Source organism: Rhodococcus sp. BP22 (assembly GCF_014281965.1).
GTDB lineage: Bacteria > Actinomycetota > Actinomycetes > Mycobacteriales > Mycobacteriaceae > Rhodococcoides.
In genome coordinates, this window is record NZ_JACFTB010000001.1 from 82,664 (window position 1) to 99,224 (window position 16,561).

Genomic DNA, 16,561 nt, shown 5'->3' on the forward strand with positions numbered 1-16,561 from the left:
TGTCGAGTACATGACTTCGAGTGTTCCCGAACCCGCCGAAACCGCTGACAAAACCTGCTCATACGACATAGTCGTCTATGGCGCAACAGGCTTCGTCGGACGTCTTACTGCCGACTATTTGGCCCGCCACGCCCCGGAAGGAACTGTCATAGCCCTCGCAGGCCGGTCTACTTCCCGTGTCGAGGCGGTGCGGCGCACCCTCCCCGCCGCCGCGGCGCAGTGGCCCATCGTCGAGGCCGACGCTGCGGACGAAGACGCGCTCCGAGCTCTCGCTGAATCCACTCGCGTCGTGATCACTACCGTCGGCCCCTACGCGAAGTTCGGACTGCCACTCGCTACCGCATGCGCGGTCGCCGGCACCGACTACGTCGATCTGACCGGCGAAGTACTTTTCGCTCGTCAAAGTATCGACAAAAACCACGAGATCGCCCAGAAGTCCGGCGCCCGCATCGTCCATTCCTGTGGATTCGACTCGATACCCTCCGATATCGGTGTCCACGTTCTGCACGCAGCCGTGGCAGCCGATGGTGCCGGCGAACTGACCGACACCACCCTTGTGGTCTCCTCGATGCGCGGCGGCGTCAGCGGCGGCACCATCGACTCGGTTCGGACACAACTCGCCGAGATGAAGAAAGACGGCAAACTTCGCAGGCTTGCCGCTCGCCCCTATTCTCTGAGCCCGGACCGTAGCCGCGAGACCGACTTCGGTCGGCAACTCGATGCTCAGGTCGTCAACGGCACCCAGATCTCCCCCAGCGTTCGAGGATGGAAAGCTCCGTTCTTCATGGCGTCGTACAACACCCGCGTCGTCCGGCGAAGCAATGCTCTTCGAGATTGGGCTTACGGCAAGCAGTTTCGTTACCGTGAGGTGATGAACGTCGGTACCTCGTTCGCGTCTCCCGTCATTGCCGGTGCAGTCTCCGTCGGGCTCGGCGCCGCGTTGGTGGGAATGACAGTTCTGCCCGGCAAGCTGCTCGACCGCATCCTGCCCGAGCCCGGCAAGGGGCCGAGCACCCAGGCGCAGGAGAACGGTCACTTCACGATGGACGTATACACGACCACGACGTCCGGTGCTCGATACCGTTCGCGGGTGAAGGCCGACGGCGATCCAGGCTACAAGGCCACCGCGGTGATGCTCAGCGAGTCAGCGCTCGCTCTTGTTCACAACCGAGACAGCCTGCCCGAGGCTGCTGGAGTACTCACTCCAGCAACGGGAATCGGTGATGCACTGGTGACTCGCCTCCAAGATGCGGGCCTGGAAATCTGGGCTCGCAAGGAGTGACGGTAGCCGACGGGTCCGATGCCCACACCGATCTCCTGCGAGCGTACGAGAAATCGGTGGGGGTGTCCGGCGCCTACAGCGAGTTCGTGACGGCGCCGTGGGGCGATCGACTGTCGGCTGTATTGCCGGTACGCGCACTCGCATCCGGTGCTGTCGCAGCGTTCGCGTCATCAGTGGATCGGTATCGGCGAAGCGTGGGACTCGATACCACTGCGTGGAAACTCAGCCCCGATCGCATTTCCGCGTCCTTCAGCGGTGACCGCATGTACCGGGAAAACGGTGAGCCGGTACGCGCCTTCGCCGAACTCTCGGGGTTCTTCGAATGCGCGGACGGTTGGGTACGCACGCACGCCAACTATCCCCACCATCGACGTGCGTTGTTGCGAGCGATCGGCCTCGACGAAACAGCAACAGTCGACGCGGCCCGGATGCGCATCGGATCGCTCGACAGCGCCACCATCGAGCGCCGATGCGCACGCGCCGGTGCGATAGCGGTCCGGGTCCGCACCGAGCAGGAGTGGGCCGAACACGAGGTAGGCGCAGCGGTTGCCTCCGAGCCTCTCGTTCGATCCATTCATCGATCCGATGCAGCACCGCGCCCCGATTACGCTGCGACACAACAATATCCATTGCGCGGACTTCGGGTACTCGACTCGACCCGTGTAATTGCAGGACCCGTTGCATCGCGCGCCCTTGCGCTTCTCGGCGCGAGTGTTCTGCGCATCGACCCACCGGACCTACCCGAGATCGGGTGGCAACACATGGAAAACGGCCAGGGCAAACGTAGCGCCCTACTCGATATGAAAACTGTCGAAGGATTGAACACGGCTCGACAATTGTGCGCCCAGTCCGATGTCTTTCTCTCAGGCTACCGACCGGGCGCCATCGAGAACTTCGGCTTCCTACCCAGCTCGTTTCGGCCGGGGATCGTGTGTGGATCGGTGTCGGCGTGGGGGCACGGTGCTCGGCAGAACAATGCATGGCTCCAGCGTGGTTTCGACAGCATCGTCCAAGCCGCGAGCGGGATAGCGGTGATCGAGGGATCCGAGAACGATCCTGGCGCCTTGCCCGCGCAGGCACTCGATCATGCCAGTGGTTACCTACTCGCCGCGGGCATCGTGGATGCACTCACCGCAACACGCATTTCGGGATCAGGCTGCGATGTATCGGTGTCACTGGCGCGAACAGCCTCCTGGCTCACCTCCGCAGGAGGTCGGACCGAACACCCCGACGCTGCGTCCTTACCCGGTCCGGACTCCACCGTCACACATGGACCTACGACGACCGCCTTGCCTGCGCTCGCGGACTACAGCGACTACCCGTTTCCAGCGCACCCGCTCGGTTCGCACGCCCCGAGCTTCGACGACGACCGAGGACCCACTTCCGCATGACCATTCCACTGATCGTCGACGTCGACACCGGAATCGACGACTCCTTGGCTCTGCTCTACCTGTTGGCCAGCCCCGAAGCCGAGATCCTGTCGATCGCATCGACCGCAGGTAACGTCTCGGCGAACCAGGTGGCTGCAAACAACCTGGCGTGGCTCGACCTGTGCAAGGCAACCGACATCGAGGTGACGCTGGGTGCACAGGTGCCGCTGGCATCCCCGCTCATGACGACCGAAGAAACGCACGGCCCACGCGGAGTCGGGTACGCCGACCTTCCGGTTTCCGATCGCTCACTGTCGAATCGTGATGCAGCAACTGCCTGGGTGGAACTGGTACGCGAACGGCCAGGCGAGATCGTCGGATTGGTCACCGGGCCGTTGACCAATCTCGCACAGGCTGTTCGAATCGATCCAGACCTTCCGCGACTGTTGAAGCGACTCGTGTTGATGGGTGGGGCTTTTCAGCACCCCGGTAACACGACACCGACGAGCGAATGGAATATCGCAGTCGATCCGGAGGCAGCATCGGAAGTGTTCGCGGCATTCTCCGGCCTTCCAGAGGCTCGCTTACCTGTCGTGTGTCCACTCGACATCACCGAGACCATCGAAATGATCCCCCACCACATCGCGCGGTTGGCCGATCGCGCGGGAAGTACTCCGCGCGAGATCATTTCGGAGACAGATGGATCCGATATCAGATCCACCGCGTCCAACGCGGTCGTGCGCCACTTTTCCGATGCAGTCCGCTTCTACATGGAGTTTCACCGCGATCACGACCAAGGATTCCTGGCGCACATGCACGATCCGTTCGTCGCTGCCGTAGCACTGAATCCCGCGATCGTGACTCTGCGCACAGCCACCGTGGATATCGAACTGGACGGAACCCTCACCCGCGGGACAACGGTTGCGGACTGGAGAGGGATGTGGGGCCGCCCGCTCAACGCGGCAATCGCATCGACAACAGATCCGGAAGCATTCTTCGACGACCTGATCGAACGCATCGGAGCGATGGCCGCACGCCTGTACCCCTGACACTACCGATTCCTCGGAAAGTGCAGGGGTACAGGATGTTCACAATCGAACTACGTCCAGGCGGATGGCGCGGCAGCGTCGAAGGTGTCGAGCAACTCCTGAGCTGCCAATGCCGCGGTCAAAGACCCGTCACGAACGCGCTCTTCGACCCCGACGCGAATAGCTTTCACCGCAGGATTCTGTGCGATCCGGCGCAGCATCTGATCGTTGACCATCGACCACATCCAGTCGACCTGCTGGCGTCGACGCTTTTCGGCGAACTCACCGGCGTCGGTGAGCACCTGTCGATGCCTCAGAACGGTGTTCCAGAATTCGTCGAGCCCGGTCCCCTCGATCGCGCTGATAGTGAGAACCGGTGGCTTCCAAATCGCATCGTGCGGATAGATCATCCGAAGCGCGCCTGCCAACTCCCTGGCCGCGCTCTTGGCCTCCATGATGTGTTTGCCGTCAGCCTTGTTCACAGCCACCAGATCGGCCAGCTCGAGGACACCTTTCTTGATGCCCTGCAACTGATCTCCGGTCCGGGCCAGAGTCAAGAATGCGAAGCAGTCCACCATGTTGGCAACCGACACCTCCGACTGCCCTACCCCGACGGTCTCGACGAGGATGACGTCGAATCCCGCAGCCTCGAGCAGAACGATGGTCTCGCGGGTCGCTCGCGTCACTCCCCCGAGAGTGCCCGACGTCGGCGAGGGACGAATGTAGGCGTCCTTCTCCACCGACAGCCGAGCCATCCGGGTCTTATCGCCCAGAATCGACCCACCTGTACGGGTGGACGAGGGATCGACGGCCAAGACCGCGACCCGATGGCCCTGCTCGATCAACCGCATGCCGAGTGCGTCGATGAACGTCGACTTCCCTACCCCCGGAACTCCGGTGATGCCGACGCGGTGTGCGCCTCCGGCCTTCGGCAGCAGTTGCAGAAGCAGTTGCTGTGCAAGGTCGCGATGATCCGCTCGCGTCGACTCGACCAACGTGATCGCCCGAGCGAGCCCGGAACGATCGTTGGCGAGGACCGACTTCGCCACCGCGTCGATATCGATCTCGAGCGGCGTTCTGGTCGAGCTACTCATGTGAGTACGTCACGATCACGCCGTCGCCTCGTGCGGCTCCGGCCCGTTTCCGTGACCGAGCTGTTCGGAGATTTTCTGGACAAGTCCGATAGCGGCATCGGCGATGACCGTCCCGGGTGGGAAGATCGCGGCAGCGCCTGCGGCATACAACTCCTCGAAGTCGCCGGGCGGGATGACGCCACCGACGACGATCATGATGTCGGGCCGATCGACCGCTGCGAGTGCTTCCCGAAGTGCAGGCACCAACGTCAAGTGGCCTGCTGCGAGTGAGGACACACCGACGACGTGTACGTCGTTGTCGGCCGCCTGCCGCGCAACCTCTTCAGGAGTCTGGAACAGCGGTCCGACGTCGACGTCGAATCCGATGTCGGCGAACGCAGTCGCAATGACCTTCTGACCACGATCGTGGCCGTCCTGGCCCATCTTGCACACCAGAACGCGGGGACGTCGACCTTCGTCCTCGGAGAACTTCTCCACCAACTCTGTCGCCTTGATCAGGTTCTCGGACTTTCCTGCTTCATCGCGGTACACACCACTGATTGTCCGGATTTCGGCCTGATGCCGCCCGTAAACCTTCTCCAGTGCGTCGGAAATCTCTCCGACCGTCGCCATCTTGCGGGCAGCGTCGATCGCCAGATTCAGCAGGTTGTTTTCCATACCGGGCTCGTCGGACGCCGCTGCACGCGTCAGGTTCGCCAGCGCGGCCTCCACCTCTTCGGTGTTTCTTTCCGCGCGGAGGCGCTTCAGTTTGTCGATCTGTTCTTTGCGGACCTTCGAGTTCTCGACCTTGAGAACCTCGATAGTGTCGGGCTCGTCCGGCACGTATTTGTTGACGCCGACGAGCGGCTGGCGACCGGAGTCGATACGAGCCTGGGTTCGGGCAGCTGCTTCCTCGATCCGCAACTTCGGAATGCCTTCGCCGATGGCCTGCGCCATTCCTCCTGCAGCTTCGACCTCGGCGATGTGTGCCCGTGCGCGGTTCGCAAGCTGGTGAGTGAGCCATTCGACGTAGTGAGAGCCGCCCCACGGGTCGATCGGTCGTACCGTGTTCGACTCCTGCTGAATCAGCAACTGCGTGTTACGGGCGATGCGAGCGGAGAAGTCAGTAGGCAGCGCCAATGCTTCGTCGAGTGCGTTGGTGTGTAGCGACTGCGTGTGCCCCTGGGTTGCGGCCATCGCCTCCACACACGTGCGTGCGACGTTGTTGAACACGTCCTGGGCAGTCAGAGACCATCCTGAAGTCTGCGAATGTGTACGCAGTGACAACGATTTGGCGCTCTTAGGCTCGAATTTCGCCACCAACTCTGCCCACAGCAACCGGCCTGCACGCAGCTTGGCAACCTCCATGAAGAAGTTCATCCCGATGGCCCAGAAGAAGGAAAGCCGAGGCGCGAACGTATCGATGTCCATTCCCGCGGCCAGACCTGCGCGGATGTACTCGACGCCGTCGGCAAGGGTGTATGCCAATTCGAGATCGGCTGTCGCACCGGCCTCTTGGATGTGATAGCCCGAGATCGAGATCGAGTTGTACTTCGGCATGTTCGCACTCGAATACGCGAAGATGTCCGAGATGATCCGCATCGACGGTTTCGGCGGATAGATGTAGGTGTTACGGACCATGAACTCTTTGAGGATGTCGTTCTGAATGGTCCCGGCAAGTTTCTCCGGCCCGACGCCCTGTTCCTCGGCCGCAGCGACGTACAGCGCGAGGATGGGCAGCACGGCACCGTTCATCGTCATCGATACCGACACGCTACCGAGATCGATACCGTCGAACAACTGCCGCATGTCGTAGATCGAATCGATCGCTACACCGGCCATACCCACATCGCCCTGTACGCGAGGATGATCCGAGTCGTACCCGCGGTGGGTCGCCAGATCGAACGCAACCGACAGACCCTTCTGACCGGCCGCGAGATTTCGCCTATAGAACGCATTCGATTCCGCCGCAGTCGAGAATCCGGCGTACTGACGAATCGTCCACGGCTGGTTGACGTACATCGTCGGGTAGGGCCCACGAATGAACGGCGGCGTGCCCGGATAGCTGTCGAGCGGGTAGCCCTCGGCTTCGGCGGCATCGCGATCGGCCTTGGTGAACACAGGCTTGACGTCGATACCTTCGGGAGTGGACCACACAACCTGCTCGGCGGAGTAGTTGTTGGCCTTCGCACCCGCTGCAATGTGCTCCGATGCTTCTTCGGCCGTGGGCGAGGACGGGGGCGGCGACTGCGGATCCTTCAGTGGAACATCGGCAAAACTGCCGATGACATGAGTTACCCGTGGTTCGGCTTCGTTGGTGGTCATTTCTCAGGCCCCCAGATTGGTGAGGAGATCGGACAGAACTGCGATGGCGTCGACCTTGGCGGTCAAGAAATCGTCCGGCCGACCTTGGCCGGTGATATCGGTGAACAGCTTTTCGGGCCCGGCGAGAAGTACCCGTTCGATGCCGGCCGCCCGGAGCGCGCTCACTGCGGACGAGGCCTCTTCGGTGTATCGCTTGTCGGTGCCGCACACGACCGCGATACGAGCGCCCGCCGTGCGTACGGCTTCGGCGATGCTCGACTCTGTCAGCGGTCCTGGATTCTGCGACTCGATTCCGCCCGAAGCCAATAGGTTCGCGGCGAAAGTCGTTCGAACATTGTGCTCGGCTACCGACCCGAGCGGCACGAGCAGCGCCAGTGGCCGCGCATCGTGCTGGGCGAGATATGCATCCGAGCGGTCACGTAGAGCTTCGAACGCAGCTCCGTACCGAGCAACCCGTGGCGCTGTGCCCGCCTGCTCCGGGCCTACCGGCGGAAGCGGCGCCTCGGCCAGGTTGGGGAACTCGTTGACACCCGTGAGCGGCGTCCGGCGGTGAGCGACATCGGAATCACGAGCGGCTTTGGTCTCCGCGATCGACGACGCAAGCGTCCCGGACTCGAGTGCAGCGCGATAACCACCGTCGGCTTCGATCTTCTGGGTGAAAGCCCATGCCTTCTCGGCGATGTCATCGGTGAGTTGCTCGATGTACCAAGAGCCGGCACCCGGGTCGAGAACGCGCCCGAGATGAGACTCCTCGAGAAGCAACAGCTGCGTATTTCTTGCGATTCGCGCCGCGAAAGTCTTCGACACCCCGGCTGCTCCCCCCTCCAGCGCCACATCGAACGGAAGGACGGTGATCGCGTCGGCTCCGCCGATACCCGCGCCGAAGGCCGCCAACGTGGTGCGAAGCATGTTCACCCACGGATCACGCTGCGACATCATCGCTTCGGAGGTGACCGCATGCTGCGGAGCGCCGCCGGCGTCGGGCGCACCGGATACCTGTGCGACGCGTGACCACAAAATGCGTGCCGCACGGAACTTCGCGATTGTCTGGAACTGGTCGTCGGTCGCTGCAAAGCGAAACTCCAGTTGCCCGAGTGCATCTCCGATGGAGAGGCCACTCGATGTCAGAGCGCGGAGGTATTCGAGGCCGGCAGCAACTGCTGCTCCGAGTTCCTGTGCATCGCCGGCTCCGGCGTTGTGGAACACGGTGCCGTCGACGGTGATCGCGCGAACGGTCTCGGCGCGGGCGGCCGACTGTGCGGCCAGGTCTACGAGCGTCTGAAGTTCGGGTGCGGGAGCCCCTGAGAACTGTGAGGTGAGCGTGGCACCACCCAGCCGAATGTCCACCGCTTCCGCATTCTCGGCGGTGGTCCGGTCGAGCAATTCGAACACTGCGTGTGCGGCTGCCTCTGTGGCGTTGCCGGCGTCCACGACCAACGGTGCGAGATCGAGCAGGACGCCGTCGACTGCTTCGGCGATCGAAGCTGCCGGAAGATCACTCTCGCCGACGCGGAGCCAGAGTGCGCTGACACCGTTGTTCAAGCCGTCCAGTATCGACCGGTTGACCTTCGCTGCGTCCGACTCACCGACACCGAACCTGGCACTGACCTTCCACCCAGCGTTGACGTCTCGGGCCGCATCCCGTCCACGTACGAAAGGGAACACTCCAGGGAGTGCGTTCTCGGGGTGCTCGTCACGAGGACCGTAGAGAGGTGAGATCGTCACCCCGTCGTAGGTCGTCGTCTCGAGGAGACGCTCAGGATCCTCTGGCAGATCTGCGACGTCGACTCTGCGCGACTTTGCCAGAACTCCGGCAACCGCCTTCTGCCAGGCGGCATACGCAGTGCGTGAGGCATCTTCTTGTGAAGCAATGGGCACGATGACTGCTCCCTCAACTCGATCGACGAGAGTCGGTCGACAATAGCGACTTTTGTGATGTGAAACCCGATCTCTCCGACAGTATCGTGAGGATCACCTCATGTTCGAATCGGAGGTGGTTTGGTCGCGGCGCGAAACGCTTCGACGCAGGTAGGCTCGGTGATCGTGACGAGGCGATTGCGTGATCCACGGTTGATCGGCATCGTGGTTCTTCTCGCAACTCTGGCCGTGGCAGCGGTATCGGCACCTCACTTGTCGGCAGAACAGCTTCGGCACTGGGCGCTGTCGATCGGGCCCGTCTTTCCGCTCGTGTTCTTTCTCGTCCACGCGATCGTGACCATTCCGCCTGTGCCGCGAACGCTGTTCACCCTCACTGCCGGAGTTCTGTTCGGTCCGGTCACCGGCATCGCTGTCGCGGTGGGTGCGTCGACCCTCAGCGCCGTTCTTGCATTGCTACTCGTTCGGATTATCGGTCGAGAGTGGTTCGCCGCGAGGATGACACATCCTGCCGTTCGCGCGATCGACGACAGTCTGATTCGGCGCGGATGGCTGGCGGTGGGATCTCTCCGGTTGATCGCACCGGTTCCGTTTTCGGTCGTCAACTACTGCTGTGGAGTTTCTTCGATTCGGCTCGTACCGTTCGCCGTGGCCACCGCGATAGGCATGGCGCCGGGAACGGTGGGCATCGTCGTCCTCGGCGACGCCATCGGCGGACACACGAATCCAGTACTGCTCGCGCTCTCCGGTGTGTGTATTGCTGCCGGGGTGATCGGCCTCTACATCGATTGGCGCCTCTCGGCGTCGACTCGGTTGCCGAAAGCGAATTCCGAAACGTCCAAGTAAACTCTTTTAGCTTGACTTTGCTTAATCAAGCCCTAACCATTGACTATGAGATATCAAGCCTCTAGGCTTGACTCATGTTCGTCATGACAGTGGATCAACGTCGAAGTCGACGCGATATCGACAGAGTCGAAGCAGTGCTGGAACTGACTCGCCACGCTCCCCTCCTTAGAGGTTTCGAACGAACGGCAGGCGATGAAATCCAGGCAGTGGCGACCGACGCGCACACTGTCGTGGACCTCACGCTGACACTGGTCAGACTGGGCACATGGAGCGTCGGCATCGGCATCGGACAGGTCGAAGAGCCTCTGCCCGACACGACACGCGCGGGCCGGGGCCCGGCTTTCGAGGCAGCACGTGACGCGGTCACCCGTGCCAAGAACGCTCCCGCTGCCGTCGCCGTCACGGCTGCGAATCCAGATCTCGATACGCCATGCCGAGATGCCGAGACCGCATTGACCCTGATCGCACTACTCATCACCGACAGAACAGAACAAGGGCATGAGGCGACAGACCTGATGGCCCGCGGCCATACGCAAAAAAGCGCGGCAGAGACTCTCGGGATCACCAAGCAGGCCATGTCTCAACGGTTGTCGGTAGCTCGGTGGAGTATCGAGGCGCCCGGCCGCGCCCTCGCCGAGCGACTACTCACCGAACTGGACGGCACCACCGAAAACTACTGAATCATCGGTCCGATCGATCGCACTCGGCAACACTGCACGGAATACATAGGGGGAATTCATGATCGCGGTGACTCTGATACTTCTGGGGCTGTCGGCAACAGCCTCGGTCTTCCAGGCGAGAGCCTCGGTTCCTCGTTGGGCGCCTGCCGCACTATCTCTCACCTTGTTGGCATCGGCGGCAGCGGTCGGGACGACCACCGATCCGGCCAGAGGATTCGCCCTGGCCGCCACCTACGTCGTCACCGTTCTGGCGGCCGTAGCGGGTGGGTCGCCGATCGTTGCCGAAGTCTTCCGCTTGGCGCGACGAGACGGGACACCGAACCCCGACACGCCCGCAGAGCCACTACACGGCGGGCGCACAATCGGAGTGCTCGAGCGCACTGCGGTCGCGGCATCCATTCTGGCCGGATGGCCCGAGGGAATCGCAATCGTTCTCGCGGTGAAAGGCCTTGCCCGATATCCCGAGCTACGAGGATCCCAGGCGTCCGCGGCGTCCGAGCAGTTCATCATCGGAACGTTCACCAGCGTCATGTGGGCGGTTGCCGTCTGTGGCGTCGGACAGGCACTCGCCACCTGAACTGCGGCAGATACACATCATCCCTCGGCCGCCACCAAGTGACGTGCCGAGGGATGATTCGAGCTTGTTGAGTCCGAATGGGGCCTAGTTCGGCTCTGCCGGCGGAGCCGTCTCGGGCTGCGGTGCAGCAAGTTGTCCGACGTCAGTGCCCTTGGTCAGACTGGGGTCGGGCGCCAACGAGGTATCGACCGGTGTCCGGGCAACCGCCTCGGCTGCAGCGACCGCCTGGGCCACTGCGGGGTCCGCTTTCGTTTCGAACCAGTCGGCAACCTCGGCGGAATCGTCTGCAGCCTTGGGCTCGTCGCCGATACTCGAGCTGGGCTCGTAACGGAAAACACCGTCCTCGCCTGGTGTTCCGAGGGTCTTGGCAAAACCTTTCAATGCATCACCGAAGTCGCTCGGGATCATCCACACCTTGTTGGCGTCGCCCTGCGCCATCTGGGGAAGGGTCTGCATGTACTGGTAAGCAAGTAGTTCCGGAGTCGGCTTTCCTGCCTTGATGGCCGCAAACACCTTCTCGATTGCTTTTGCCTGCCCCTGAGCCTGCAAATACTTCGCAGCCCGGTCGCCTTCTGCCCGCAGAATCCGAGACTGACGCTCGCCCTCGGCTGTGAGAATCGATGCTTGCTTTCCGCCCTCGGCGGCAAGAATGCGGCTCTGCTTGTCGCCCTCCGCGGTCTTGATCGCGGACTCGCGGTGGCCTTCTGCCGTAAGAATGGTGGCCCGCTTCTCACGGTCCGCCTTCATCTGCTTCTCCATCGACTCTTGGATCGATGGAGGCGGATCGATGCTCTTCAGTTCCACGCGTGCGACCCGCAGTCCCCATCGACCTGTCGCCTCGTCGAGGACGACGCGCAATTGGCCGTTGATCTGATCACGAGACGTCAGAGTTTCCTCCAGCGTCATGCCGCCCACGACGTTACGCAGCGTCGTAGTGGTCAACTGCTCGACGCCCACGATGTAATTGTTGATTTCATAGACCGCGGACTGCGGATTCGTCACCTGGAAATACACAACGGTGTCGATCGACACAGTCAGGTTGTCCTTGGTGATCACCGGTTGCGGCGGGAACGACACGACACGCTCTCGCAGATCCACCTTCGCTCGAATCCGATCGACGAACGGAACGAGGAAAGTCAGCTGCCCGGAAACGGTGCGAACATAACGACCGAGCCTCTCGATCACTGCTGCCTCGGCCTGCGGAATAATCGATACGGATTTGGCGACGAGTATGACGACGAGAAGAACGATCACGCCGAGAACGATCAGTGCTGCCATAAAACTACGGTCCCCTCCACACGACGGCAGTAGCGCCGTCTATTTCCATCACGGTCACAGTGACTCCCGGTGCATAGACCTCGGATTCGTCGAGGGGACGCGCAGTCCACACCTCGCCGCCGAGCTTCACCTGACCCTCGTGTGCCGAAACCTGTTCGAGCACAATCGCACTCTTGCCCGACAACGCAGCAGCGTTGGTGGCAAGCGCGGGCGGGGCGGCGAAGCGTCGCAACAACATCGGCCGCACACCCAGAACCAGTACCAAGGACACGAGACCGAACACAACCGCATCGGCCCACACTGGGAAATCCGTGACGGCCGCAATTCCGGCAGTGGCAAGAGCACCACCGGCGATCATGAGCAGAAAGAAATCTCCCGTCAGCGCCTCGGCTGCCGCGAGTGCGATTCCTGCGATGAACCAAATTATCGCCGCCACAACCTCCATCTAACCAGAAATAGGACATCGGGCGGCGGCTCTCACTCCGTTACGAAGTCGACCAGCTGTTCGACCGCTCCGATCAACGGCGCTTCGAGATCTCGGAACGTCGAAACCGACGAATACACATGTCGCCAACCCTCCTTCGGAGTTCCCCACCCGAGCTCGCGACAGATTCCAGTCTTCCAATCCTGACCGCGGGGAATCTTCGGCCACGCGCTGATTCCGACAGCCTTCGGCCGGACGGCTTCCCACACGTCGATGTACGGGTGACCGGTGACAAGTACGTGCGGGCCAAGAGACGCAGTCAATTTCGACTCCTTGGATCCCGTGACGAGGTGGTCGACCAGGACACCTACTCGCCGGCCAGGGCCTGGTTCGAATTCGGCCAGGCGCTCGCCCAGATTGTCCAGCCCCTCCAGGTGCTCGACAACGACTCCCTCAACCCGGAGGTCGTGGCCCCACACACTTTCCACCAGGGCAGCGTCGTGCACGCCCTCGACCCAGATCCGGCTGGCGCGAGCGGTACGAGCACGCAATCCCTCGACCTTGGTAGAGCCGGAAGCCGACCGGGTCGACTCTGCCTTCTTCGGAGATGCGGTCGCACGCACGAGGGTGACGCGTTTGCCGTCGATCAGAAACGCCGCTTCGCGCAACGCGAACAACCGCGTCGTGCGAGCTGAATCTTCTAGGCGTACGAAATCGCCGTCGTACGTGCGCTCGAACCCGACCACTGCACCGCAATAGCCGGTCGCGGAGTCCTCGACGACGAGTCCGCGCTCGGCCGGCACCTGCGGGACAGGCACCTTTCGCATGCGGCTGTGTCCTGAAAGTATGTCTTCGCCGTACATGTTCGTCACGGCCGACAACGGTAGCCACCCCCACGCCCGAGCGCGCGTCGCCACGCCGACCTATGCTTGGAAGTCGTGAGTTCTCCAAGTGCAAGCCTTGCCGTGTGGGCCAGCTCGTGGCTGGCTGGATTCAGCGCGCCCGACAACGTGATCGATTCGATGGCGGAGTGGGCACCGATGCATCTGGCAGTTGCCGGCGACCAAGAAACGGCGCTCGAGACCGGGCTACCATGGCCGAGCCCTCGCGACGAGGGCGTGGCAGGCCTACTCACCCTCATTCGAGCTCAGGTACCGAGTGACCGCACCAACCCCGCAATCGAACTCCTCCTCCCCCATCCTGGTGCCACGTCGAACGTGTCACCGAAGAGCCTGTTCGGGCGCCTGGCCATTCAGACCGGAGAGGCCGTCCTGGTCGGCGATCCCGAGAACCGAGGACTGGGACTCGTACCGACCGTAGAGGGGCCGGACGTCCTCCGATGGACGGTGTTCTCGATCGTCCTGCCGCCGCGTGCGATGCGCGACTTCACGCTCGGGGAAGCCGAATACGCCATGCGTGAAGCGGTTCGTGGCGCTGCCGAAGCCCTCGGCTCGCTTCAATCACTACCGACGCGAACCGAACTGGGAGACCCCCGAACACGTATCGCCGCCGAACTCGCCGATCTCGGCCGACACCGCTATCCGTCGGAAATGTCGGATCGGGCACTTCGAGTGCTCGAGTCGGCAGATCGAGTGGCAGCCATTCTTTCGGTGGCACAACACTCTTCCCCGACCGAACCCGCCACTGCAATCGGTGCGGCAGCACGTGAGGATTTGATCAGACCGTTGTGGGCTGCGGTCCGGAAAGCTCGTGCGATAGCACTCTCGACGAGTATCGAGTCCAGGGCGCCCGGCCGCTAGCTGGGGCGTGTCGGGCGAACGGGCTGCTCGCAGCATCGAATTGCGCATCGGCTGCCGTTGAGCGTCGAGCCGTACTTCGGGACACTTCCGATGCCACGCGGCGCCGCATCGCTGAGATGCTCCTCTACGAGTTCGAGGATCATCTGCGCAAACCGAGGGTCCGTTCCCGGTGTCGAGGCCCGCGCGAAAGCGATATTGAGCTCCCGAGCCTTCTCCTCGGCCTCGGTGTCGAGGTCCCAGACGACTTCGAGGTGATCGGAGACGAATCCCACCGGACAAACGACTACCGCTTCGACACCGTTGTCCGACAAGGCATCCAAATGGTCGCAGATGTCCGGTTCCAGCCACGGTACCTGGGGCGGACCTGACCGCGACTGCCAGACGAGGTCGTAATCGTCCACACCGACGGCTGCCGCAGCGAGCCTGGACGCTTCGGCCACCTGCCTGCTGTAGAGGTGGCCGCCGTCGGCCGGGGGCCCGGCATTAGCGTCGGCAGCGCTTGGAATCGAATGTGCTGTGAACACCAATCTCGCTTTCGAGCGATTCTCGGGGGAGAGCGAATCCATCGCGGCCGTAATCGAATCGGCGAACGCAGCGATCAGCAAGGGATGGTCGTAATACTGTCTGATCTTCACCAGGTCGGGTGCGTCGGCACCGACCGCTTCCCTGGCTCTGGCCACATCCTCGTGGTACTGGCGACAACCCGAGTAACCACCCCACGCCGACGTCGGAAACACCAGCGCACGTTCGATCCCGTCCGACTGCATCTGCGCGAGAGTGTCTTCGACCATCGGATGCCAGTTCCTGTTACCGAAGTAGATCGGCAGGTCGACACCGGCCGTGGCGAATTCAGCTTCCAAAGCGGAGATAATGTCGCGATTGAGCGCATTGATCGGCGACACACCGCCGAAGTGCATGTAGTGCTCGACTACTTCGTCGAGTCGTTCGGGCGGGACCCCACGCCCGCGCGTCACATTTTCTAGAAACGGCCGAACATGGGCGGGCTCCTCCGGGCCGCCGAAGGAGAGAACCAGGATGGCATCGAAACCCGCAGACTCGGTCATGTCCCCATTGTGCGCGCTCGAAGACAACAGGTTCGCGCAGGTTGCCTCATGCAAGCATCGATCCCCCATCTGGTAGGCCCCCACGCGTCGATGCTTGCATGAGGCGAGACGGACTACATGTCGTCGGGCAACCAGGTGTTGTGGCTGGCGCCGCCGTCGACGTACACGATCGAGCCGGTCGTTCCCGGCAACCAATCCGACAACAACGCCACGATCGACTTGGCGACCACCGTCGGGTTGTCTACGTCCCAGCCGATGGGTGCCGAGCCGGCCCAGTAATCGTTGAGCTGATTCATTTTGGTTGCGTCGCCGGTAGCCGTTCCGGCGATGGCCTTGGCAGCAAGAGTCTTGATCGGCCCAGCGGCAACCAGATTGGACCTGATCTTCTTCGCAGCGCCTACTTCACGAGCCACGTACCGGTTGACCGACTCGAGTGCAGCCTTCGCCACGCCCATCCAGTTGTAGTACGGCATCGAGGTACGCGGATCGAAGTCCATACCGACGATGGAACCGCCTTCGTTCATGACAGGCAGAACAGCCCGCGCCAGCGATGCGTAACTCCACGCCGATATTTCGAATGCGCGCGCCGCGTCGGGACCGGGCCCCTCGAGGAACGGCATCGCATCCGGGCCCATGAGTGTGCGAGGCGCAAACGCGATCGAATGCAAGACGCCGTCGATGCCTTCGGGGGCCACTTCACGAATGCGATCAGCGAGGGCCGCCAGATGCTCCTCGTTGGTGGCGTCGAGTTCGATCGCTGGGGGCACTTCCTTGGGCAGGCGCTTGGCGATGCGATCGATCAACCGAAGTCGATCGAACCCCGTGATGATGACCTTCGCGCCTTGCTCCTGTGCCATAGCTGCGGCGTGGAACGCGATCGAGGCATCGGTGATGATGCCGGTGATGAGGATGGTCTTACCTTCGAGCAGTCCGCCCATGTTCTTCCTTACCGATCGAGTCGAAATGAGAAAAGAGGTGT

The 16,561-nt window shown here is 62.3% G+C and carries 15 protein-coding genes; 7 read left to right on the plus strand and 8 right to left on the minus strand.

The features are described 5' to 3' along the window. The first annotated feature begins 10 nt into the window (after nucleotides 1-10). The 3 genes from H2510_RS00355 to H2510_RS00365 are packed head-to-tail and all read left to right on the plus strand — an operon-like array spanning nucleotide 11 to nucleotide 3,701. Nucleotides 11-1,282 carry a trans-acting enoyl reductase family protein gene (locus H2510_RS00355; protein ID WP_186626455.1) on the plus strand — a complete coding sequence of 424 codons (1,272 nt, stop codon included), beginning with the start codon at nucleotides 11-13 and terminating at the stop codon, nucleotides 1,280-1,282. Next, nucleotides 1,279-2,673: a CoA transferase gene (locus H2510_RS00360; RefSeq protein ID WP_315901142.1), complete on the plus strand. Its 1,395-nt coding sequence runs from the start codon at nucleotides 1,279-1,281 to the stop codon at nucleotides 2,671-2,673. Before H2510_RS00355 ends, H2510_RS00360 begins: the two co-directional genes overlap by 4 nt. Further along, nucleotides 2,670-3,701, plus strand: a complete 1,032-nt coding sequence (locus H2510_RS00365; RefSeq protein WP_186626456.1) for a nucleoside hydrolase — start codon at nucleotides 2,670-2,672, stop codon at nucleotides 3,699-3,701. Before H2510_RS00360 ends, H2510_RS00365 begins: the two co-directional genes overlap by 4 nt. Nucleotides 3,702-3,751: 50 nt before the next feature. Here H2510_RS00365 and meaB read toward each other — a convergent pair whose 3' ends face one another. Genes meaB through mutA form a run of 3 tightly spaced genes read right to left on the minus strand, consistent with a single transcriptional unit; the run spans nucleotide 3,752 to nucleotide 8,956 of the window. Next, nucleotides 3,752-4,774, minus strand: coding sequence for a methylmalonyl Co-A mutase-associated GTPase MeaB (gene meaB / locus H2510_RS00370; RefSeq protein WP_186626457.1), 1,023 nt, complete (start codon nucleotides 4,772-4,774; stop codon nucleotides 3,752-3,754). Between the two features lie 15 nt (nucleotides 4,775-4,789). Beyond that, the gene (gene scpA / locus H2510_RS00375; RefSeq protein ID WP_186626458.1) at nucleotides 4,790-7,078 is read right to left on the minus strand and encodes a methylmalonyl-CoA mutase; all 2,289 of its coding nucleotides are present in this window, start codon (nucleotides 7,076-7,078) and stop codon (nucleotides 4,790-4,792) included. 3 nt (nucleotides 7,079-7,081) lie between these two features. After that, a complete protein-coding gene (gene mutA / locus H2510_RS00380; RefSeq protein ID WP_186626459.1) occupies nucleotides 7,082-8,956 on the minus strand; it encodes a methylmalonyl-CoA mutase small subunit in 1,875 nt (624 codons plus the stop codon). 165 nt (nucleotides 8,957-9,121) lie between these two features. Here mutA and H2510_RS00385 point away from each other — a divergent pair, with 165 nt between their 5' ends. The 3 genes from H2510_RS00385 to H2510_RS00395 all read left to right on the plus strand — a co-directional run bounded on the left by H2510_RS00385 (nucleotide 9,122) and on the right by H2510_RS00395 (nucleotide 11,056). Next, complete coding sequence (locus tag H2510_RS00385) at nucleotides 9,122-9,799, plus strand: TVP38/TMEM64 family protein (protein WP_186626460.1); 678 nt, start codon at nucleotides 9,122-9,124, stop codon at nucleotides 9,797-9,799. A gap of 74 nt (nucleotides 9,800-9,873) precedes the next feature. Beyond that, nucleotides 9,874-10,479, plus strand: coding sequence for a hypothetical protein (locus tag H2510_RS00390; protein ID WP_186626461.1), 606 nt, complete (start codon nucleotides 9,874-9,876; stop codon nucleotides 10,477-10,479). A 58-nt stretch (nucleotides 10,480-10,537) separates the two neighbouring features. Further along, nucleotides 10,538-11,056, plus strand: coding sequence for a hypothetical protein (locus H2510_RS00395; RefSeq protein ID WP_186626462.1), 519 nt, complete (start codon nucleotides 10,538-10,540; stop codon nucleotides 11,054-11,056). Between the two features lie 84 nt (nucleotides 11,057-11,140). Here the strand turns inward: H2510_RS00395 and H2510_RS00400 are convergent, their stop codons facing one another. The 3 genes from H2510_RS00400 to H2510_RS00410 are packed head-to-tail and all read right to left on the minus strand — an operon-like array spanning nucleotide 11,141 to nucleotide 13,621. After that, the gene (locus tag H2510_RS00400) at nucleotides 11,141-12,334 is read right to left on the minus strand and encodes an SPFH domain-containing protein (protein WP_186626463.1); all 1,194 of its coding nucleotides are present in this window, start codon (nucleotides 12,332-12,334) and stop codon (nucleotides 11,141-11,143) included. 4 nt (nucleotides 12,335-12,338) lie between these two features. Continuing rightward, nucleotides 12,339-12,770, minus strand: coding sequence for an NfeD family protein (locus H2510_RS00405; RefSeq protein ID WP_186627046.1), 432 nt, complete (start codon nucleotides 12,768-12,770; stop codon nucleotides 12,339-12,341). Between the two features lie 41 nt (nucleotides 12,771-12,811). Beyond that, entirely contained in the window at nucleotides 12,812-13,621 is an 810-nt protein-coding gene (locus H2510_RS00410; RefSeq protein ID WP_136172323.1) for a DUF3097 domain-containing protein, read from the minus strand. A gap of 75 nt (nucleotides 13,622-13,696) precedes the next feature. Between H2510_RS00410 and H2510_RS00415 the strand changes: the two genes are divergently transcribed. Further along, nucleotides 13,697-14,518 (plus strand): hypothetical protein, encoded by an 822-nt coding sequence (locus H2510_RS00415; protein WP_186626464.1) that lies wholly within the window; start codon nucleotides 13,697-13,699, stop codon nucleotides 14,516-14,518. On the opposite strand, the gene H2510_RS00420 is transcribed toward H2510_RS00415, so the two are convergent. Then, entirely contained in the window at nucleotides 14,515-15,582 is a 1,068-nt protein-coding gene (locus H2510_RS00420) for a ferrochelatase (RefSeq protein ID WP_186626465.1), read from the minus strand. The genes H2510_RS00415 and H2510_RS00420 overlap by 4 nt on opposite strands. Before the next feature lie 113 nt (nucleotides 15,583-15,695). Continuing rightward, a complete protein-coding gene (gene inhA / locus H2510_RS00425) occupies nucleotides 15,696-16,520 on the minus strand; it encodes an NADH-dependent enoyl-ACP reductase InhA (protein ID WP_186626466.1) in 825 nt (274 codons plus the stop codon). Nucleotides 16,521-16,561: the final 41 nt, after the last annotated feature.